Here is a 17,558-nt window from a genome sequence, read left to right as displayed (position 1 = left end):
CACTTGAGCCGGTCACTTCAGGAAGTCCGGCACGTCCAGCTCTTCGGCCTGGCTGTCCTGGTAGGGACGGGCCGGCGGAACCTGCGGCGGGGCGACCGGGGCGGACTGCGTCTCGTTCGCCGGGGCGGCCTCGACGGGCTCCGGAACCTTCGGTTCGTCGCGCGGGGTGACACTGCCGAGGCTACCGAAGGACGGCCGGGCCTCGGTGGCTCGCGGCGCCGGCTCCTCGCGCTTGGCGGACGCGCCGCCGATCACGTTGTCCCGCTTGGACGGCGGCTGTCCGCCGTCGAAGCCGGCCGCGATGACGGTGACCCGCACCTCGTCACCCAGGGCGTCGTCGATGACGGCACCGAAGATGATGTTGGCCTCGGGGTGCGCCGCCTCACTGACCAGCTGCGCCGCCTCGTTGATCTCGAAGAGACCGAGGTCGGAGCCGCCGGAGATGGAGAGCAGCACGCCGCGTGCGCCGTCGATGGAGGCCTCGAGGAGCGGCGAGGAGATCGCCATCTCCGCGGCGGCCACCGCGCGGTCGTCGCCGCGGGCCGAGCCGATGCCCATGAGCGCCGAACCGGCCTCGGACATGACCGACTTGACGTCGGCGAAGTCGAGGTTGATCAGGCCGGGCGTGGTGATCAGGTCGGTGATGCCCTGGACACCGGACAGGAGGACCTGGTCGGCCGACTTGAAGGCGTCGAGGACGGAGACCTGCCGGTCCGAGATGGACAGGAGACGGTCGTTGGGGATGACGATGAGGGTGTCGACCTCTTCGCGGAGCTCGGCGATGCCGTCCTCCGCCTGGTTCGCGCGGCGCCGGCCCTCGAAGGTGAACGGCCGGGTGACCACACCGATCGTCAGGGCGCCCAGCGAGCGTGCGATGTTGGCGACGACAGGTGCGCCGCCGGTGCCGGTGCCACCGCCTTCGCCGGCGGTGACGAAGACCATGTCGGCCCCCTTGAGGACCTCCTCGATCTCCTCGCGGTGATCCTCGGCCGCCTTGCGTCCGACGGCCGGATTGGCTCCGGCGCCGAGTCCGCGGGTGAGTTCACGGCCGACGTCGAGCTTGACGTCCGCGTCGCTCATCAACAGGGCTTGCGCGTCGGTGTTGATGGCGATGAACTCGACGCCCTTGAGACCGACCTCGATCATCCGGTTGATGGCATTGACACCACCGCCGCCGACACCGATGACTTTGATGACTGCGAGGTAGTTCTGCGGTGCTGCCACGTCGAAGGCCTCTCGCCTCGAGTTACGTGTCGCCGCCTCGCATTGGTACGTTGCGACGACTGATGCCGAATTGGGGCGGCCCGGACTACTTGTCTGCCGACCCGAACCCTAACGCTGAAGTTTAGGGTTACCAGTGTGTCTGTTCCCTGGACTCTTCCGAACAGGACACTAAGTCGACAAGTGGCGCACGTTCAACGAACACGCCGAACCTCCCGTTTTTCTTTTCACCCTATGTGATCAGCCGTAGCAGTGCCCAACCAGGGTGCTGGCCTGCGCTGATGTGCGTCAACTCCCCGATGACGCAGGGGCGGTGGGGACACTTACGTCGAAGTGCCGCGCCTTCGGGGCGGCTTTCATGAGGGCGGTGAGGGTGGTCGCCTTGGTGTCGCCCTTCTCACCACTTCCCCATGCGACGGTGCGGCCACCGCTCAGCTCCAGAGACACATCGTCGTATGAACGGACCCTGAGCGCACGGGTGTCACGGGCCACGGCCGGGGGCAGATCGCCCGCGACGCGGACCGCCTCGCGCACCAGACGGTCGGAGCCGAAGCGCCGAAGGCTTGCGGCGGCGCCCGACTGATCCGGCGTCAATTCCAGTCGGGGAACGCCGCGAGGGGCCTTCTGTACGGTCGCGAAACGGACACCCTTGGCGTCAATTTCGACGAACTTGCCCGCGTTGGCGCCGCCTTCGCGATTGTCGCTGTTTTTACCGTTTGCGCCGTTTTCGACAATCAGGACCGACTCGCGTTCGGTCACTTTCAATCCGATTCCGTGCGGCCAGGAACGCATGACCTCGACCGAGTCGATCCGGGGCAATTTCCGGCGAAGTCGGTCCTCAATGTCGCCCGTGTCGACGGAAATCAGCGGGGCGCCGACCGGAACGGCGGCGGCCGCCCGCACTTGAGCGGGCGTCAGAACCCCGGTCCCCGAGGTCGTGACGCGCTCCACCCTCAGCCACTGAGAGCCGTACAGGAGCCAGACGGTGGCGGCGCCGAGCAGGAGCACGACCCCGGTCACGATCAGGACGGGCGGGCGCGGCAGGCGCAGGCGGCGGCCACGAGGGGGCCGGGGCGGGCCGGACTTCGGCTTGTGCCGCTCACCGCGGTCTGCGGTCGTCGGTCCGGCCACGCGCACTCCCTGTCCTGGCTCGGTTCACCTCGGGGGCGCCTCGGCCGGTGTCGGGGGCCCGGGCGCGCTCAGCCCATCGGACCTCCGCGCGCTCGACCTCTCGACACCGGCACGCCCCTTCGCCTCACTCGCCGGTGTGTTATTGGCGGTGGCGTGAGGCGATCGCCTCACGCACCATGCCGACGAGCAGCTCGTCGGCGTCCCGGCGGCCGAACTCGGAGGCGGCGCGGGACATCTCGTACAGCCGGTGCGGGTCGCCGAGCACGGGCAGGACGTTGCCCATGATCCACTCGGGCGTCAGCTCCGCGTCGTCGACCAGCAGTCCGCCGCCGGCCTTGACCACCGGCTGGGCGTTGAGCCGCTGTTCGCCGTTGCCGATGGGCAGCGGGACGTAGGCGGCGGGGAGCCCGACGGCGGAGAGTTCGGCGACGGTCATCGCGCCCGCGCGGCAGAGCATCATGTCGGCCGCGGCGTACGCGAGGTCCATCCGGTCCACGTACGGTACCGGGATGTACGGGGGCATCCCCGGCATCTGCTGGACGTGCGGCAGTTCGTTCTTGGGGCCGACGACGTGCAGGATCTGGATGCCGGACTGCTGGAGCAGCGGAGCGACCCGCTGGACGACCTCGTTGAGGCGGCGCGCGCCCTGGGAACCGCCGGAGACGAGCAGCGTCGGAAGGTTCGGGTCGAGGCCGAAGGCGGCGCGCGCCTCGGGCCGTACACGCGCCCGGTCGAGCGTGGCGATGGTGCGGCGCAGCGGGATGCCCACGTAACGGGCGCCGCGCAGCTTGCTGTCGGGCGTGGAGACCGCGACGCCCGCGGCGTAGCGCGAACCGATCTTGTTGGCGAGTCCGGGGCGGGCGTTGGCCTCGTGGACGACGATCGGCACACCGAGGCGCTTGGCCGCGAGGTAGCCGGGCAGGGCGACATACCCGCCGAAGCCCACGACGCAGTCCGCCTTGGTGCGTTCCAGGATCTGCTCGGCCGCCTTGATGGTGCCGCGCAGCCGGCCCGGGACGGTGATCAGTTCAGGGGTTGGCTTGCGCGGCAGCGGTACAGCGGGGATCAGCGCGAGTTCGTATCCGCGCTCGGGTACGAGCCGCGTCTCGAGCCCCTTCTCCGTACCGAGGGCCGTGATGCCCACGGTCGGGTCCTGCCTGCGCAGGGCGTCCGCGAGGGCGAGCGCGGGCTCGATGTGGCCGGCGGTCCCCCCGCCGGCGAGTACGACATGCACCGAAATTCACCGCTCTCCGGACGTACGCGCCGTGGCGCGCCGTCGCATCGTGTTCCATCTCATCCGAGGCTGCCGCATGGCCAGGGCCGCCCGCGCCGCGGGTTCGTCCCGCGCGAACGCGATCAGAAGCCCTACGGCGAACATGGTCGGCAGCAACGCTGACCCCCCGTACGAGAACAGCGGGAGCGGGACACCGGCGATCGGCAGGAGACCGAGCACCGCACCGAGGTTGACCACGGCCTGGGCCGTGATCCAGGTGGTCACGCCACCCGCGGCGTACCTCACGAAGGGGTCCTCCGTGCGTCCGGCCACGCGGATACCCGCATAGCCTAGAGCCGCGTACAGGGCGAGCACCGACAGCGTCCCCGCAAGGCCCAGTTCCTCACCGGTGATGGCGAAGATGAAGTCGGTGTGTGCTTCGGGTAGTTGGCCCCATTTTTCCACACTCGCCCCGAGTCCGGATCCGAAGAATCCGCCCGAGGCGAGGGCGTAGATGCCGTGCAGTCCCTGCCAGCAGATGTCGTCGGGGCCCGCGTCGGTGGAGCCGAGGCAGGACAGGCGTGCCATGCGGTTGGGGCTGGTCTTGATGAGGAAGGCGCCGATGGCGGCCGCGACGGAGAGCACGCCGACGAACAGCCGGGTGGGCGCCCCGGCCAGCCAGAGCAGTCCGAAGAGGATGGCGGTGAGCAGGATCGCCGTGCCCATGTCGCCGCCGAGCATGATCAGTCCGAGCAGCAGGAAGGCCACCGGGACGAGCGGCACCAGCATGTGTTTCCACTGGGTCAGCAGCCGCTTGTCGTGCTTGCGTGCCATGAGGTCGGCGCCCCACAGGACGAGGGCCAGCTTCCCGAACTCGCTGGGCTGGAGCATGAAAGGGCCGCCCAGCGAGATCCAGTTCTGGTTGCCCCCGATGGAGACTCCTATCCCCGGCACCTGCACGAGGACCATCAGGAAGACGCTGACGGCGAGCAGCGGGTAGGCCAGCGCGCGGTGCAGCTTCACCGGCATCCGCATGGCCGCGAACAGGAGCGCCCCGCCGATCGTCGCCGCGAGGAACTGCTTGCGGAAGTAGTACGAGCTGGGCAGCCCGTTCTGCAGCGCCGTGATCATCGAGGCCGAGTAGACCATCACCAGGCCGAGCACGGTGATCAGGAGGCTGGAGCCGAGGATGAGGTAGTACGCGGTCAGAGGGCGGTCCCAGGCGCGGCGAGCCCGGGTGTAGAGGCGCCGTACGGGGCTGACGCGGGCCGGCCTGACCGGTTTCTTCGGGGGACGCGCCGCTGGGGGCCGCCGGGCCGCCCGCGCGCTGCTGCCGGGCATCAGCGCACCCCACCGCTGTACGACGATGACGCTGCCACGATCCCCTCCCGAGGGTGCCCGGCGTCACCGGGCACCCGAAGGCCCCCGTCAGACGCTCGTGGAGCCGAGTTCGCGGACCGCTTCCGCGAACGCGTCGCCACGCTTGTTGTAGTTGGTGAACATGTCCATCGACGCACAGGCCGGGGCCATCAGCACGGTGTCCCCCGGCCGGGCGAGCCGCGCGGCCTCCTGGACCGCCTGCGACATCGCCCCAGTGTCGGTCCGGTCGAGGTCGACCACCGGGACGTCAGGGGCGTGTCGCGCGAGGGCTTCCCGGATCAGCGCGCGGTCCTGGCCGAACAGGACGACCCCGCGAAGCCGCTTCGCCGACTTGGTGACGAGCTCGTCGAAGGCCGCGCCCTTGGCGAGCCCTCCCGCGATCCACACGATCGACTCGTAGGCGGCCAAGGAGGCTTCCGCGGCATGGGTGTTGGTCGCCTTGGAGTCGTCGACGTACGCGACCGCGTCGACGTCGGCGACGTGCGCGATGCGGTGCGCGTCGGGCGTGAAGGCGCGCAGTCCGTCGCGTACGGCGGCGGGCTCGACGCCGAAGGCGCGCGCGAGCGCGGCGGCCGCGAGGGCGTTGGCGATGTTGTGCGGGGCGGGCGGGTTGACGTCCGCGACCTCGGCGAGCTCCTGGGCGTTCTTGTGCCGGTTGTCTACGAAGGCCCGGTCGACCAGGATGCCGTCCACGACGCCGAGTTGGGAGGGGCCGGGCGTGCCGAGGGTGAAGCCGATCGCGCGGCAGCCCTCCTCGACGTCGGCCTCGCGGACCAGGTCCTCGGTCGACGGCTTGTCGGTGGCATCGACGTTGTAGACGCAGGCGACCTGATTGCCCTCGTAGATACGGCCCTTGTCGGCGGCGTACGCCTCCATGGAGCCGTGCCAGTCGAGGTGGTCGGGCGCGAGGTTGAGGACCGCCGCGGAGTGGGCGCGCAGCGAGGGCGCCCAGTGCAGCTGGTACGAGGAGAGCTCGACGGCGAACACGTCGTACGCGTCGTCGCCTTCGAGCACGACGTCGATGATCGGCGTACCGATGTTGCCGACGGCCGCCGTGCGCAGGCCCGCCGCCTCCAGGATCGACGCGAGCATCTGCGTGGTGGTGGTCTTGCCGTTGGTGCCCGTGATGGCGAGCCAGGGCGCGGCGCCGGGGCCGCGCAGGAGCCAGGCGATCTCCACGTCCCCGACCACGTCCACGCCCGCCTCGGCCGCCGCCGCGAAGAGCGGGGACGAGGGCTTCCAGCCCGGTGACGTGACGACGAGTTCGGTGCCTTCGGGGAGCGTCTCGGCGTCCCCGAGACGGGCCGCGACGCCGAGCTGCGCGAGCTCGGCCGCCCTGGCGCGGTGCGTCTCGCCGTCGCCGCCGTCCACGACCGTGACCGACGCGCCGAGGCCGGCCAGGGCGCGGGCGGCGCTGATGCCGCTCACGCCGAGACCGGCGACGGTGACTCGCTTGTTCTGCCAGTCGGACGCAATGGTCACTTGTCGGCTGCCCATCCCGCGTAGAAGAGGCCGAGTCCGACGATCACGCACATGCCCTGGATGATCCAGAAGCGGACCACCACAAGGACTTCGGACCAGCCCTTGAGTTCGAAGTGGTGTTGCAGTGGCGCCATGCGGAAGACGCGCTTACCGGTGAGCCGGAAGGAGCCGACCTGGATGACCACGGACATGGTGATCAGGACGAACAGGCCGCCGAGCAGGGCGAGCAGGAACTCCGTGCGGGAGCAGATGGCCAGACCCGCGAGAGCGCCGCCGAGCGCGAGGGAGCCGGTGTCACCCATGAAGATCTTCGCGGGCGAGGTGTTCCACCACAGGAAGCCGAAGCAGGCGCCCATCAGGGCCGACGCGACGACCGCCAGGTCGAGTGGGTCTCTGACCTCGAAACAGGCGGCGGGGTTGGTGAGGGTCTGCGCGTTGGCGCAGGACTCCTGGAACTGCCAGACACCGATGAAGGTGTACGCGCCGAAGACCATCACGGAGGCGCCGGTGGCGAGGCCGTCGAGGCCGTCCGTGAGGTTCACGCCGTTCGACATCGCGAGAATCATGAACAGCGCCCACACCACGAACAGGACCGGGCCGATCGTCCAGCCGAAGTCCTGCACGAAGGAGAGCTTCGTGGAGGCCGGGGTGTTGCCGCGGTTGTCGGCGAACTGGAGCGAGAGCACCGCGAAGGCGATACCGACGGTCAGCTGTCCGGCCATCTTCGCCTTGGCCCGCAGGCCGAGCGAGCGGCGCTTGACGATCTTGATGTAGTCGTCGAGGAAGCCGACCAGGCCCATGCCGCCCATCAGACCGAGCACCAGCAGGCCCGACAGGGTCGGCGCGGCACCGGTGATGATCTTGCTCATGAAGTACGCGATGAACGTCGCCAGGATGAAGGCGATACCACCCATCGTCGGCGTACCGCGCTTGGCGTGGTGCTCGCGCGGGCCGTCGTCACGGATGTACTGGCCATAGCCCTTGCGCGCAAGGAGCTTGATCAGCAGGGGCGTCCCGATCAGGGTCAGGAAGAGCCCGATCACACCCGCGAAGAGGATCTGCTTCATCATCGGGCAGCAACCTCGCCCACGTTGTCGCCGTCGACGGCGAGCAGCGCCTGCGCGACGCTCTCCAGGCCAACCGACCTGGAGGCCTTCACGAGCACGACGTCACCCGGGCGCAGCTCGCTGCGCAACAGATCGACAGCCGCCTGTGCGTCGGACACGTGCACCGACTCCTCACCCCACGAACCCTCGTTATAGGCGCCCAGTTGCAGCCAGGACGCTTCCCTGCCCCCGACTGCCACGAGCTTGCTGACGTTGAGCCGGACGGCAAGCCGTCCGACCGCGTCGTGCTCGGACAGCGCCTCGTCCCCGAGCTCGGCCATATGACCGAGCACCGCCCATGTACGGCGCCCTCTGCCCATCGCTGCGAGCGCTCGCAGAGCGGCTCGCATGGACTCGGGGTTCGCGTTGTAGGCGTCGTTGACGACTGTCACGCCGTCCGGGCGCTCGGTGACCTCCATACGCCAGCGGGACAGTGTGCCCGCCTCGGAGAGCGCGAGGGCGATCTCCTCCACGGACATGCCAAGGTCATGGGCGACGGCGGCCGCGGCGAGCGCGTTCGACACGTGGTGCTCACCGTACAGGCGCAAGGTCACGTCGCTGCACCCGGAGGGTGTGCGAAGGCTGAAGGAAGGCTGTCCGTTCTCCGTGAGACGGACATTCTCGGCGCGCACGTCGGCGTCGGCGGCCTCTCCGAAGAGCAGCACCCTCGCCTTGGTGCGGGAGGCCATCGCGCGGACCAGGGGGTCGTCCGCGTTGAGGATCGCGGTGCCGTCGGCCGGCAGGCTCTCGACCAGCTCGCCCTTGGCCTCGGCGATCTGCTCGCGGCCGCCGAACTCGCCGATGTGCGCGGTGCCGACGTTGAGGACGACGCCGATCCTCGGCGGGGTCAGGCCGGTGAGGTACCGGATGTGGCCCTTGCCGCGCGCGCCCATCTCCAGGACGAGGTAGCGGGTTTCGTCGGTGGCGCTCAGCGCGGTCAGCGGCAGGCCGATCTCGTTGTTGAACGAGCCCGGCGTGAAGACCGTGGGCGCCTTGCTGCGCAGGACCTGGGCGATCAGGTCCTTGGTGCTGGTCTTGCCGGCGGAGCCGGTGAGCGCGACGAGGGTGGCACCGAGCCGTTCGACGACGGTGCGCGCCAGCGCGCCGAGGGCGGCCTGCACGTCGTCGACAACGATGGCGGGCACCCCGACCGGGCGCGAGGCGAGTACGGCGGCGGCTCCTGCGTCCACCACCGCGGCCGCGTAGTCGTGGCCGTCGACGCGTTCGCCGACGAAGGCGGCGAACAGGCTGCCGTCCGTGACCTTCCGGGAGTCGATGACGACCGGTCCGGTCACCCGGACCGACGGATCCGGTATGTCGTACGTCTGCCCGCCGACGGCTGTGGCGATCTCGGCGAGGGAGAGGGCGATCACAACTTCATCCCTGGGTTTGCTGGATAGCTTCGCGAAGCACCAGGCGGTCGTCGAAGGGACGCACCACCCCGGCGATGTCCTGACCCTGCTCGTGGCCCTTGCCCGCGACGAGGACGGTGTCGCCCGGCTGTGCGCGGGCGACCACGGCGGCGATGGCCGCCGCCCTGTCCTCGAAGACCTGGACCTCGGCGCGCTCGTGGGCAGGCACCTCGGCGGCACCCGCGAGCATCGTGGCGAGGATCGCGAGGGGGTCCTCGGAGCGGGGGTTGTCCGATGTCAGTACGGCGGTGTCGGCGAGCCGGGCGGCGGCGGCGCCCATCGGCATCCGCTTGGTGGTGTCACGGTCGCCGCCGCAGCCGAGCACGATGTGGAGCTTGTTCTCGGTCACCTTGCGCAGCGCGCGCAGCACGGACTCGACGGCGTCGGTCTTGTGCGCGTAGTCGACGACGGCGAGGTAGGGCTGGCCCGCGTCGACGCGCTCCAGGCGGCCGGGGACGCCCGGCACCGCGGCGACCCCGTCCGCGGCCTGCTGCGGGTCGACGCCCGCGACGGCGAGCGCGACGATCGCGGAGAGCGCGTTGGCCACGTTGAACGGCCCGGCCAGCGGGGACTTGGCGGTGATCCGCTCGCCCTTGGGGCCGATGGCCACGAAGGTGGAGTCGAAGGGGCCGACCTCGACGTCCTCGGCGCGCCAGTCGGCGTCCGGGTGGCCCTCGGCGGAGAAGGTCACGACGGGCACTTCGGACTCGGCGATGAGCCGGCGGCCGTACTCGTCGTCGTAGTTCACGACGCCCTGTTTGCTGCGTGCGCGCGTGAACAGCTGTGCCTTGGCCCGGAAGTAGTCCTCCATGTCGGAGTGGAACTCCATGTGTTCCGGGCTGAGGTTGTTGAAGACCGCCACGTCGAAGACGCAGCCGTCGACCCGGCCGAGCACGAGGGCGTGACTGGAGACCTCCATCGCGACCGCGTCCACACCGCGCTCGCGCATCACCGCGAACAGCGCCTGGAGGTCGGTGGCTTCGGGGGTGGTGCGCTCCGACTTGATGCGCTCGTCGCCGATGCGCATCTCGACGGTGCCGATGAGTCCGGTGCTGTGCATCGTGCGCAGCCCGCCCTCGATGAGGTAGGCCGTCGTGGTCTTGCCGGACGTGCCCGTGATGCCGATCTGGAGCAGATCGCGGCCGGGGTGGCCGTAGATCGTGGCCGCCAGCTCTCCCATCCGGCCGCGCGGGTTCTCCACGACGAGGGCCGGCAGACCGGCCGCCGCGACGCGTTCGGCGCCCGACGGGTCGGTGAGGGCGGCGACGGCGCCGAGGCTCGCGGCCTGGGCGGCGAAGTCGGCGCCGTGGAAGCGGGCGCCGGGCAGGGCCGCGTAGATGTCGCCGGGGCGCACGGCGCGCGAGTCGTGCGTGATGCCGGTGCTCCCCGTCGACGCCGAGGGCTCCTGGAGCGCGGGGACACCCAGCTGATCTGCGAGATCGGCAAGTCGTGTCGCGGTGACCTGCACCGGTCGCGGCGGTCCCGGATATGTCACGGGAACGCCCGTCTGGGGGTTTTGGGACTGATCAGCTTGTGGCACGGCGGTGAGCGTACCGGGCTCACCCCCCATGGAGCGAAGCGAGGGGCGTGGCGCGGGCTGGTTCCCGGGGTTCGGGGTGATCGTTGTCACGGGCTGTACCTGGTCACTCTCGGGGCTCGGATCAGGGCTGGTAGCTGACGGGCAGCCGGGCGGGCGCGGCGCCGGTGGGCGGCACCTGGAGCGTCTTGAGGGCGAACTCCATGACCTGCTTGTAGATGGGGCCACAGATCTGGCCGCCGAAGTAGCTGCCCTTGGTGGCGTTCTGGATCGCGCAGTAGACGGTGACGCGGGGCTTGTCGGCGGGGGCGAAACCGGCGAACGACGACGTGTACCCCTTATACCTGCCGGTGGCCGGATCGACTCGGTTGGCGGTGCCGGTCTTGCCGGCGACGCGGTAGCCGGGGATGCGCGCCTTGGCGCCGGTGCCCTCCTCGTCGTCCACGACGGACTCGAGCATCTGCGCGACCTTCTTGGCCGTCTTCGCGCTGACGACCCGGTTCTCCTCGGGCCTCGGGGCCGGGGTGAACCTGCCGTCGGGTCCCTTGGTGCCGCGTACGAGGGTGGGCTCCACGCGTACGCCGCCGTTGGCGATGGTCGAGTAGACGGAGGCGGCCTGCATCGCGTTGATGGAGAAACCCTGGCCGAAAGGGATCGTGTACTGCTGCGAGGTCGACCACTTGTCGGCGGGGGCCAGGATGCCCGGGGTCTCCCCCGGGAAGCCGAGCCCGGTGGGGCGGCCGATGCCGAACTTGCGCAGGTACGACGAGAGCACCTGGTTGGCCTGGGGCTGGGTCTTGCCGAGCTGGCCCGCCGCCAGGATGGTGCCGATGTTGCTGGACTTGGCGAGCACGCCGTTCAGCGTGAGATACCAGGTGGCGTGGTCGATGTCGTCCTGGAAGAGCCGGTCGCCCCGGTGCAGCCGGTTGGGCACCGTGACATGCGTGTCGGGAGTTGCTGCGTTCTCCTCCAGGACGGCGGCCATCGACATGACCTTCGCGGTGGAGCCGGGCTCGTACGCGTCCTGGAGCGCGGCGTTGCCCATGGCGGTGGAGTTGGCCTGCGAGAGGTCGTTGGGGTCGAAGCCGGGCGCGTTGGCCATCGCCAGGACCTCGCCGGTCCTGGTGTCCTGCACCATCACGTAGCCGCGGTCCGCCCCGGACTTCTTCACCTGGTCGGTGATGGCCTTCTGCGCGGCCCACTGGATGTCGCGGTCGATGGTGAGCTCGATCTCCGAACCGGGCACGGCGGGCTGCTCGTTGCTGCCGGCCGTGGGCACCTGACGGCCGCCGGACTGGGCGTACTTGATCTTGCCGGGCTTGCCCGCCAGATCCTTGTTCAGCTGCTGCTCGATACCGCCGCCGCCCTTGCCGTCGGCGTTGACCCAGCCCAGTATCCCGGCGGCCAGATCGCCGTTCGGGTACACGCGCTTGCTGCTGGGGTCGGCAAAGACTCCGGCGATGACGCTCGCCGACTTCTCCCGGTCCGCCTTCTCGGACAGCGTGCTTTTGAGGTCCTTGATCTGCTTCCAGACCTGGGGGGTCTGGCGGCGGGCCAGCAGGACGTAACGCGTCCTGGGGGTCCGCAGCTTCTTCGCGACCACGTCGGCGTCCATGCCGAGGATCGGGGCGAGCAGCGCCGCGGCCTGCTCGGGCGCGTCCCGCGGCACCACCGGGGCCGAAGAGTTCTTGACGGCCGCGGTGTCCGCAGGCCGGAACATCGTGGGGTCGGCCGTGATGTCGTACGCGTCCACGCTGGTGGCGAGCGCGACCCCGCTGCGGTCCGTGATCCCGCCGCGCTCGGCCGCGAGGACGTGCTCGACGTACCGGTGCTGTTCGGCCTTGGCCGCGTACGCGCTGGCGTCGACGGCCTGGACCTGGAGCAGGCGTACGACAAAGGCGATGAGGACGAGGGTGAGGCCGAGGCTGACCATGCGCAGCCGGGGGCGTGGACTGCCGAGGCGCAGGGCGGCGGGCGCCTTGACGGGGGCGGGACGCGGGCGCCTGGGGCCGGGGTTCGGGCGCCGGGAGGCGGCGGGGCGGCCGTTCCTCGCGGGCCTCGCGGGGGCTGGGACCCGGCGTCGCGGGGGCTCCCTGTCGGTCATTCCGTCACCTGCCGGAGGTCGAGGGCGCGGGTTTCACCTGCGAGGACGTGGGATTCGGCGTGGCCTTGGGGGTCGCGGGCGGGGTCGGCGAGGGGCTCGCGGGCGTGCCCGCGACCTCGGGCGGGGGCGGCGCGGGCCGCCACAGGGTGGAGGGGGCGGTGGCCGCGCCGGGGACGCCGCGCACGGTGCCGTCGGGGTTGAGGAAGGCCGGGTCGCCGCCGGGGACCATGCCGAGCTCCCTGGCGCGGCGCTGCAGGGCGTCGGGGGCTGCGTAGGCGTCGACGTCGCGCTGGAGCGCCTGCTCGTCCTCGGTGAGGTCGGTCGTCTGCTTCTTGAGGTCGTTCAGCCTGAACGACCCTTCGTTGAGCGCCGAGTTCAGCATCAGGAGCGTGATCAGCCCGCCGCCGAGCAGGAGCACGACGAGGAGCACGAACGGTGTGCGGGCCGCCCGGCCTGCGCCCGCGGATCCCGCGGGCAGCAGCCGCGCGAGTCGCGCGGCCCTCCCCCGCAGTTCGCCCCTGGGACTCATCGACCCCTCCTCGCGCGCCCGGAACTCACCCGGCGACCTCCTCGCGGATGCGCTGCGCACCCCGCAGCCGCGCCGGGGCCGCCCGGCGGTTCTCGGCGACCTCTTCCTCCGTGGGGAGTTCGGCGCCGCGTGTGAGCAGCTTGAGCCGTGGCTGGTAGCGCTCGGGGACGACCGGGAGCCCGGGCGGCGCGGTGTTCGCGGCGCCGGCCGCGAACACCTGCTTCACGAGACGGTCCTCCAGCGAGTGGTACGACAGGACGGCGATGCGTCCGCCGACCGCGAGTGCCTGCACGGCGGCCGGAATGGCCCGCTCCAGGACGCTGAGCTCGCCGTTCACCTCGATGCGCAGAGCCTGGAAGGTGCGCTTGGCGGGGTTGCCGCCGGTGCGCTTGGCGGCCTGCGGCAGCGCGTCGCGGATCAGCTCCACGAGCCGGGCGCTGTTGCTGAACGGCTCCTTCTCGCGCTCACGCACGACCGCCGAGACGATCCGCTTGGCCTGCTTCTCCTCGCCGTACGCGCGCAGGATCCGCACCAGTTCGCCCGGGGGGTACGTGTTGAGGACCTCGGCGGCGCTCATTCCGGTCGTCTGGTCCATGCGCATGTCGAGCGGCGCGTCCTGCGCGTAGGCGAAGCCGCGGTCGGCCTCGTCGAGCTGCATGGAGGAGACGCCCAGGTCGAAGAGGACGCCCTGCACGCGCGGGATGCCGAGCCGGTCGAGGACCTCGGGAAGCTCGTCGTAGACGGCGTGCACGAGGGTGGCGCGGTCGCCGAACGGGGCGAGGCGCTCACCGGACAGGCGCAGGGCCTCCTTGTCGCGGTCGAGACCGACGAGGCGGCAGGAGGGGAACGTGGAGAGAAGGGCTTCGCTGTGTCCGCCGAGGCCGAGCGTGCAGTCGACGACGACCGCGCCCGGTTCGGCGAGGGCCGGGGCCAACAGGTCCAGGCAGCGCTGGAGCATCACCGGGACATGTCGGGTCTGGCTCAAGGGGCCCTCTCAGTTCCGGCGCGGCGCCCACACACCGCCGGGGTGCCCGTCGCGCACGTGGTGAAGAGTCCGGTGAAGTGCCGGGATCTTCGGTGTTTCCTGGGGTTTCCGCGTCACTTTAGTCCACCGTGTCGCCCGGTCAATCAACCGGCCTGCGCGCCGCGCGCCGCCTCCTCGCGATGCCACCGATCAGCAGAATTCACCCGTACGGGCGAGCCGGAGCCGCCCCTGTGGGTTACCTCACAACAAGCCCCGATGGCGTTCTTTGTCCACTCTCACAGCGGGCCTGTCCCAGGAGTGACCATTACCGTCATAGCTATGACGACTTCCGCATCCCTCCCTGCTGAGTCCGAAAGCGCCATACCTGCCGACGGCACCGTGACCGATCGCCTCGTCGAGGCGAACCAGCGCTACGCCAAGGCGTTCACCGACCCGGGTATGGACGCCCGTCCCGTTCTGCAGGTGGCCGTGGTGGCCTGCATGGACGCGCGGCTCGACCTGCACGCCGCCCTCGGCCTCGAGCTGGGCGACTGCCACACCATCCGCAATGCGGGCGGCGTCGTCACCGACGACGTCATCCGCTCGCTGACCATCAGCCAGCGGGCGCTCGGCACCCGCAGCGTGGTGCTGATCCACCACTCGGGCTGCGGCCTGGAAGGCCTCTCCGAGGACTTCCGGCACGACCTGGAGATGGAGGTCGGCCAGCGCCCGACCTGGGCCGTCGAGGGGTTCCGCGATGTAGACCAGGACGTGCGCCAGTCCATCCAGAAGGTGCGCACCTCGCCCTTCCTGCTGCACACCGACGACGTACGCGGCTTTGTCTTCGACGTGAAGTCGGGCCGGCTGCGGGAGATCCGGCCCGCCTGACCCACGGACTCGACCATGCTCTCAAAAGGTCGTAAGCCCCGACATATCGCTGCCAGTTATCCACAGTCGAGTGACACGAACCGGTAACGGCAACAAGAATGCGGTGAGGCACCTCGCGCGAGATGACGGAACTGCTCGCGCGTGGTGTCCGTGTTTCGGGGTGGGCCGGTCCGCAGCCAAGAGCGTCGGCCCGGAAAGTACGGGCCGAGGAGGGCCGGGTGACGACCTATGACGATCGAGCGAGCCTCACTGATCTGACCACCACTGTGGAGCGAGTCCGCAGGTCGGTGGAGGGTGTGATCGAGGGCAAGCCGGAGGTCGTACGGCTTTCGCTGACGGTGCTCCTGGCCGAGGGGCACCTGCTCATCGAGGATGTACCGGGCGTCGGCAAGACCATGCTGGCGAAGGCGCTCGCCAAGTCCATCGACTGCTCGGTGCGTCGCATCCAGTTCACGCCCGACCTGCTGCCGTCGGACATCACCGGTGTCTCCATCTGGGACCAGCAGCGCCGGGACTTCGAGTTCAAGCCGGGCGCGATCTTCGCGCAGATCGTGATCGGCGACGAGATCAACCGCGCGTCCCCGAAGACTCAGTCGGCGCTCCTCGAGTCCATGGAGGAGCGCCAGGTCACCATCGACGGGCAGACGTACGAGCTGCCCAGCCCTTTCATGGTGGTGGCCACGCAGAACCCGGTCGAGATGGAGGGCACGTACCCGCTGCCCGAGGCGCAGCGCGACCGCTTCATGGCGAGGGTGTCGATCGGCTACCCGAGCCCGGAGGCCGAGCTGCAGATGCTCGACATCCACGGCGGCGCCTCTCCTCTGGACGACCTCCAGCCGGTGGCGCACGCGCACGACATCGTGAAGCTCGTCGACGCCGTCCGCTCGGTCCACGTGGCCGACTCGGTCCGGCGGTACGCGGTCGATCTGGTCGCCGCCACTCGCAGCCACCCCGACCTCAGACTCGGCGCCTCGCCGCGCGCCACGCTGCATCTGCTGCGGGCGGCGAAGGCATCCGCGGCACTGAGCGGGCGTGAGTACGCGCTGCCCGACGACGTGCAGGCGCTCGCCGTGCAGGTCCTCGCGCACCGCCTGCTGCCCACGGCTCAGGCCCAGTTGAACCGGCGCACGTCCGAGCAGGTCGTCCTGGAGATCCTCCAGCACACGTCGGTCCCGGCCGCCCCGGGCCACGGGTCTTCGCTATACGGCCAGCAGCCGCCCGGCGCCCGGAGGCTGTGATGGCCGAGGGGGGAGGCTTCGGGGGTGACGACGACAAGGGCGGCCTTCGGGTCGCGCTCTCGGGGCTGACCACCCGCGGACGTTCGTTCCTGGCCGCCGGGGTGGCGGCGGCGATCTGCGCGTACGTCCTGGGGCAGAGCGATCTGCTCCGGGTCGGGCTGCTGCTCGCCGTGCTGCCGCTGGTCTGCGCGTTCGTGCTCCACCGCACGCGCTACCGGGTCGCGGGCAGCCGGCGGCTGTCCCCCGCGCGCGTGCCCGCGGGCAGCGAGGCCCGCGTCCATCTCCGCATGGACAACGTCTCGCGGCTGCCCACGGGCCTGCTGATGCTCCAGGACCGGGTGCCGTACGTGCTCGGGCCGCGCCCCCGCTTCGTCCTGGACCGGGTGGAGGCGGGCGGCCGCCGCGAGGTGTCGTACCGCGTGCGCTCGGACCTGCGGGGCCGCTATCCGCTCGGCCCGCTCCAGCTGCGCCTGACGGACCCGTTCGGCCTGTGCGAGCTGTCCCGGTCCTTCTCCACGTACGACACCCTCACGGTCATCCCGCGCGTGGAGCCACTGCCCGCCGTGCGGCTGACCGGCGAGGCCAAGGGGTACGGCGACGGGCGGAACCGCTCGCTGGCCCTGGCCGGCGAGGACGACGTGATCCCGCGCGGATACCGGTACGGGGACGACCTGCGCCGCGTGCACTGGCGCTCGACCGCGCGCTACGGCGAGCTGATGGTGCGCCGCGAGGAGCAGCCGCAGCGGGCCCGCTGCACGGTGCTCCTCGACACCCGGCGCCTCGCCTTCCAGGGCGCGGGCCCCGACTCGGCCTTCGAGTGGGCGGTGTCGGGCACGGCGTCGACGCTGTTCCACATGCTCGAACGGGGCTTCTCCGTACGCCTGTTGACCGATACGGGCAATTCGGTGCCGGGCGAGGGGTCCGACGGGTTCGCCGGCGCGAGCCAGGAGTCTGCGGACGCGGCCGGACTGATGATGGACACGCTCGCCGTCGTCGACCACTCGGACGGCTCGGGGCTCTCGCGCGCGTACGACGTGCTGCGCGGGGGGAACGAGGGGCTGCTGGTGGCCTTCTTCGGCGATCTCGACGAGGAGCAGACCGCGGTCGCCGCCAGGATGCGGCAGCGCAGCGGCGGCGCCGTCGCCTTCGTGCTCGACAGCGGGGCCTGGACGCGCGGCGCCCCTTCGGAGCGCTGCGAGGAGCGGCTGCGGATGCTGCGCGAGGCGGGCTGGTCGGCCCTCGCGGTCCCGCCCGGCACCTCCCTGGTCGACCTGTGGCGCGAGGCCGACCGGCACCGGGCGTCCACCGGCGCGGAGAACGGACCGGCGGTGACGGGGTGGGGTTCTTGATCAT

Annotated in this window: 14 protein-coding genes; 3 read left to right on the top strand and 11 right to left on the bottom strand. The window is 70.6% G+C overall.

Features of this window, described 5'->3' with window-relative positions:
• Positions 1-12: 12 nt before the first annotated feature.
• The 11 genes from ftsZ to rsmH all read right to left on the bottom strand — a co-directional run bounded on the left by ftsZ (position 13) and on the right by rsmH (position 14,100).
• Positions 13-1,224, bottom strand: coding sequence for a cell division protein FtsZ (gene ftsZ, locus OHO83_RS31980; protein ID WP_266669624.1), 1,212 nt, complete (start codon positions 1,222-1,224; stop codon positions 13-15).
• 285 nt (positions 1,225-1,509) lie between these two features.
• On the bottom strand, positions 1,510-2,352 hold the full coding sequence (locus OHO83_RS31975; RefSeq protein WP_330280090.1) for a cell division protein FtsQ/DivIB: 843 nt from the start codon (positions 2,350-2,352) through the stop codon (positions 1,510-1,512).
• Between the two features lie 139 nt (positions 2,353-2,491).
• A complete protein-coding gene (gene murG, locus OHO83_RS31970; RefSeq protein WP_266565226.1) occupies positions 2,492-3,586 on the bottom strand; it encodes an undecaprenyldiphospho-muramoylpentapeptide beta-N-acetylglucosaminyltransferase in 1,095 nt (364 codons plus the stop codon).
• 6 nt (positions 3,587-3,592) lie between these two features.
• Positions 3,593-4,906 carry a putative lipid II flippase FtsW gene (gene ftsW, locus OHO83_RS31965; RefSeq protein ID WP_330280089.1) on the bottom strand — a complete coding sequence of 438 codons (1,314 nt, stop codon included), beginning with the start codon at positions 4,904-4,906 and terminating at the stop codon, positions 3,593-3,595.
• Positions 4,907-4,993: 87 nt separating this feature from the next.
• Positions 4,994-6,442 (bottom strand): UDP-N-acetylmuramoyl-L-alanine--D-glutamate ligase, encoded by a 1,449-nt coding sequence (gene murD, locus OHO83_RS31960; protein ID WP_329435581.1) that lies wholly within the window; start codon positions 6,440-6,442, stop codon positions 4,994-4,996.
• Entirely contained in the window at positions 6,424-7,497 is a 1,074-nt protein-coding gene (gene mraY, locus OHO83_RS31955) for a phospho-N-acetylmuramoyl-pentapeptide-transferase (RefSeq protein WP_100592220.1), read from the bottom strand. The genes murD and mraY overlap by 19 nt, the downstream gene beginning before the upstream one ends.
• On the bottom strand, positions 7,494-8,906 hold the full coding sequence (locus tag OHO83_RS31950; protein WP_329435580.1) for a UDP-N-acetylmuramoyl-tripeptide--D-alanyl-D-alanine ligase: 1,413 nt from the start codon (positions 8,904-8,906) through the stop codon (positions 7,494-7,496). The genes mraY and OHO83_RS31950 overlap by 4 nt, the downstream gene beginning before the upstream one ends.
• Positions 8,907-8,910: 4 nt before the next feature.
• Positions 8,911-10,575 (bottom strand): UDP-N-acetylmuramoyl-L-alanyl-D-glutamate--2,6-diaminopimelate ligase, encoded by a 1,665-nt coding sequence (locus OHO83_RS31945; RefSeq protein WP_266669636.1) that lies wholly within the window; start codon positions 10,573-10,575, stop codon positions 8,911-8,913.
• Between the two features lie 31 nt (positions 10,576-10,606).
• Positions 10,607-12,586: a peptidoglycan D,D-transpeptidase FtsI family protein gene (locus tag OHO83_RS31940; RefSeq protein WP_266669638.1), complete on the bottom strand. Its 1,980-nt coding sequence runs from the start codon at positions 12,584-12,586 to the stop codon at positions 10,607-10,609.
• A gap of 4 nt (positions 12,587-12,590) precedes the next feature.
• Positions 12,591-13,115 (bottom strand): septum formation initiator family protein, encoded by a 525-nt coding sequence (locus OHO83_RS31935; protein ID WP_330280088.1) that lies wholly within the window; start codon positions 13,113-13,115, stop codon positions 12,591-12,593.
• A gap of 25 nt (positions 13,116-13,140) precedes the next feature.
• On the bottom strand, positions 13,141-14,100 hold the full coding sequence (gene rsmH / locus OHO83_RS31930) for a 16S rRNA (cytosine(1402)-N(4))-methyltransferase RsmH (RefSeq protein ID WP_266669642.1): 960 nt from the start codon (positions 14,098-14,100) through the stop codon (positions 13,141-13,143).
• A gap of 255 nt (positions 14,101-14,355) precedes the next feature.
• On the opposite strand from rsmH, the gene OHO83_RS31925 reads away from it, so the two are divergent.
• The 3 genes from OHO83_RS31925 (at position 14,356) to OHO83_RS31915 (ending at position 17,554) form a co-directional block, all read left to right on the top strand.
• Positions 14,356-14,967 carry a beta-class carbonic anhydrase gene (locus OHO83_RS31925; RefSeq protein ID WP_266669644.1) on the top strand — a complete coding sequence of 204 codons (612 nt, stop codon included), beginning with the start codon at positions 14,356-14,358 and terminating at the stop codon, positions 14,965-14,967.
• Between the two features lie 218 nt (positions 14,968-15,185).
• Positions 15,186-16,205 (top strand): AAA family ATPase, encoded by a 1,020-nt coding sequence (locus OHO83_RS31920; protein WP_329435578.1) that lies wholly within the window; start codon positions 15,186-15,188, stop codon positions 16,203-16,205.
• A complete protein-coding gene (locus tag OHO83_RS31915) occupies positions 16,205-17,554 on the top strand; it encodes a DUF58 domain-containing protein (protein ID WP_266669648.1) in 1,350 nt (449 codons plus the stop codon). The genes OHO83_RS31920 and OHO83_RS31915 overlap by 1 nt, the downstream gene beginning before the upstream one ends.
• Positions 17,555-17,558 lie beyond the last annotated feature (4 nt).

The organism is Streptomyces sp. NBC_00569 (genome assembly GCF_036345255.1).
Classification (GTDB): Bacteria; Actinomycetota; Actinomycetes; order Streptomycetales; family Streptomycetaceae; genus Streptomyces.
The sequence above is the reverse complement of the archived record's forward strand: the minus strand, read 5'-3'. Positions and strand labels throughout refer to the sequence as shown.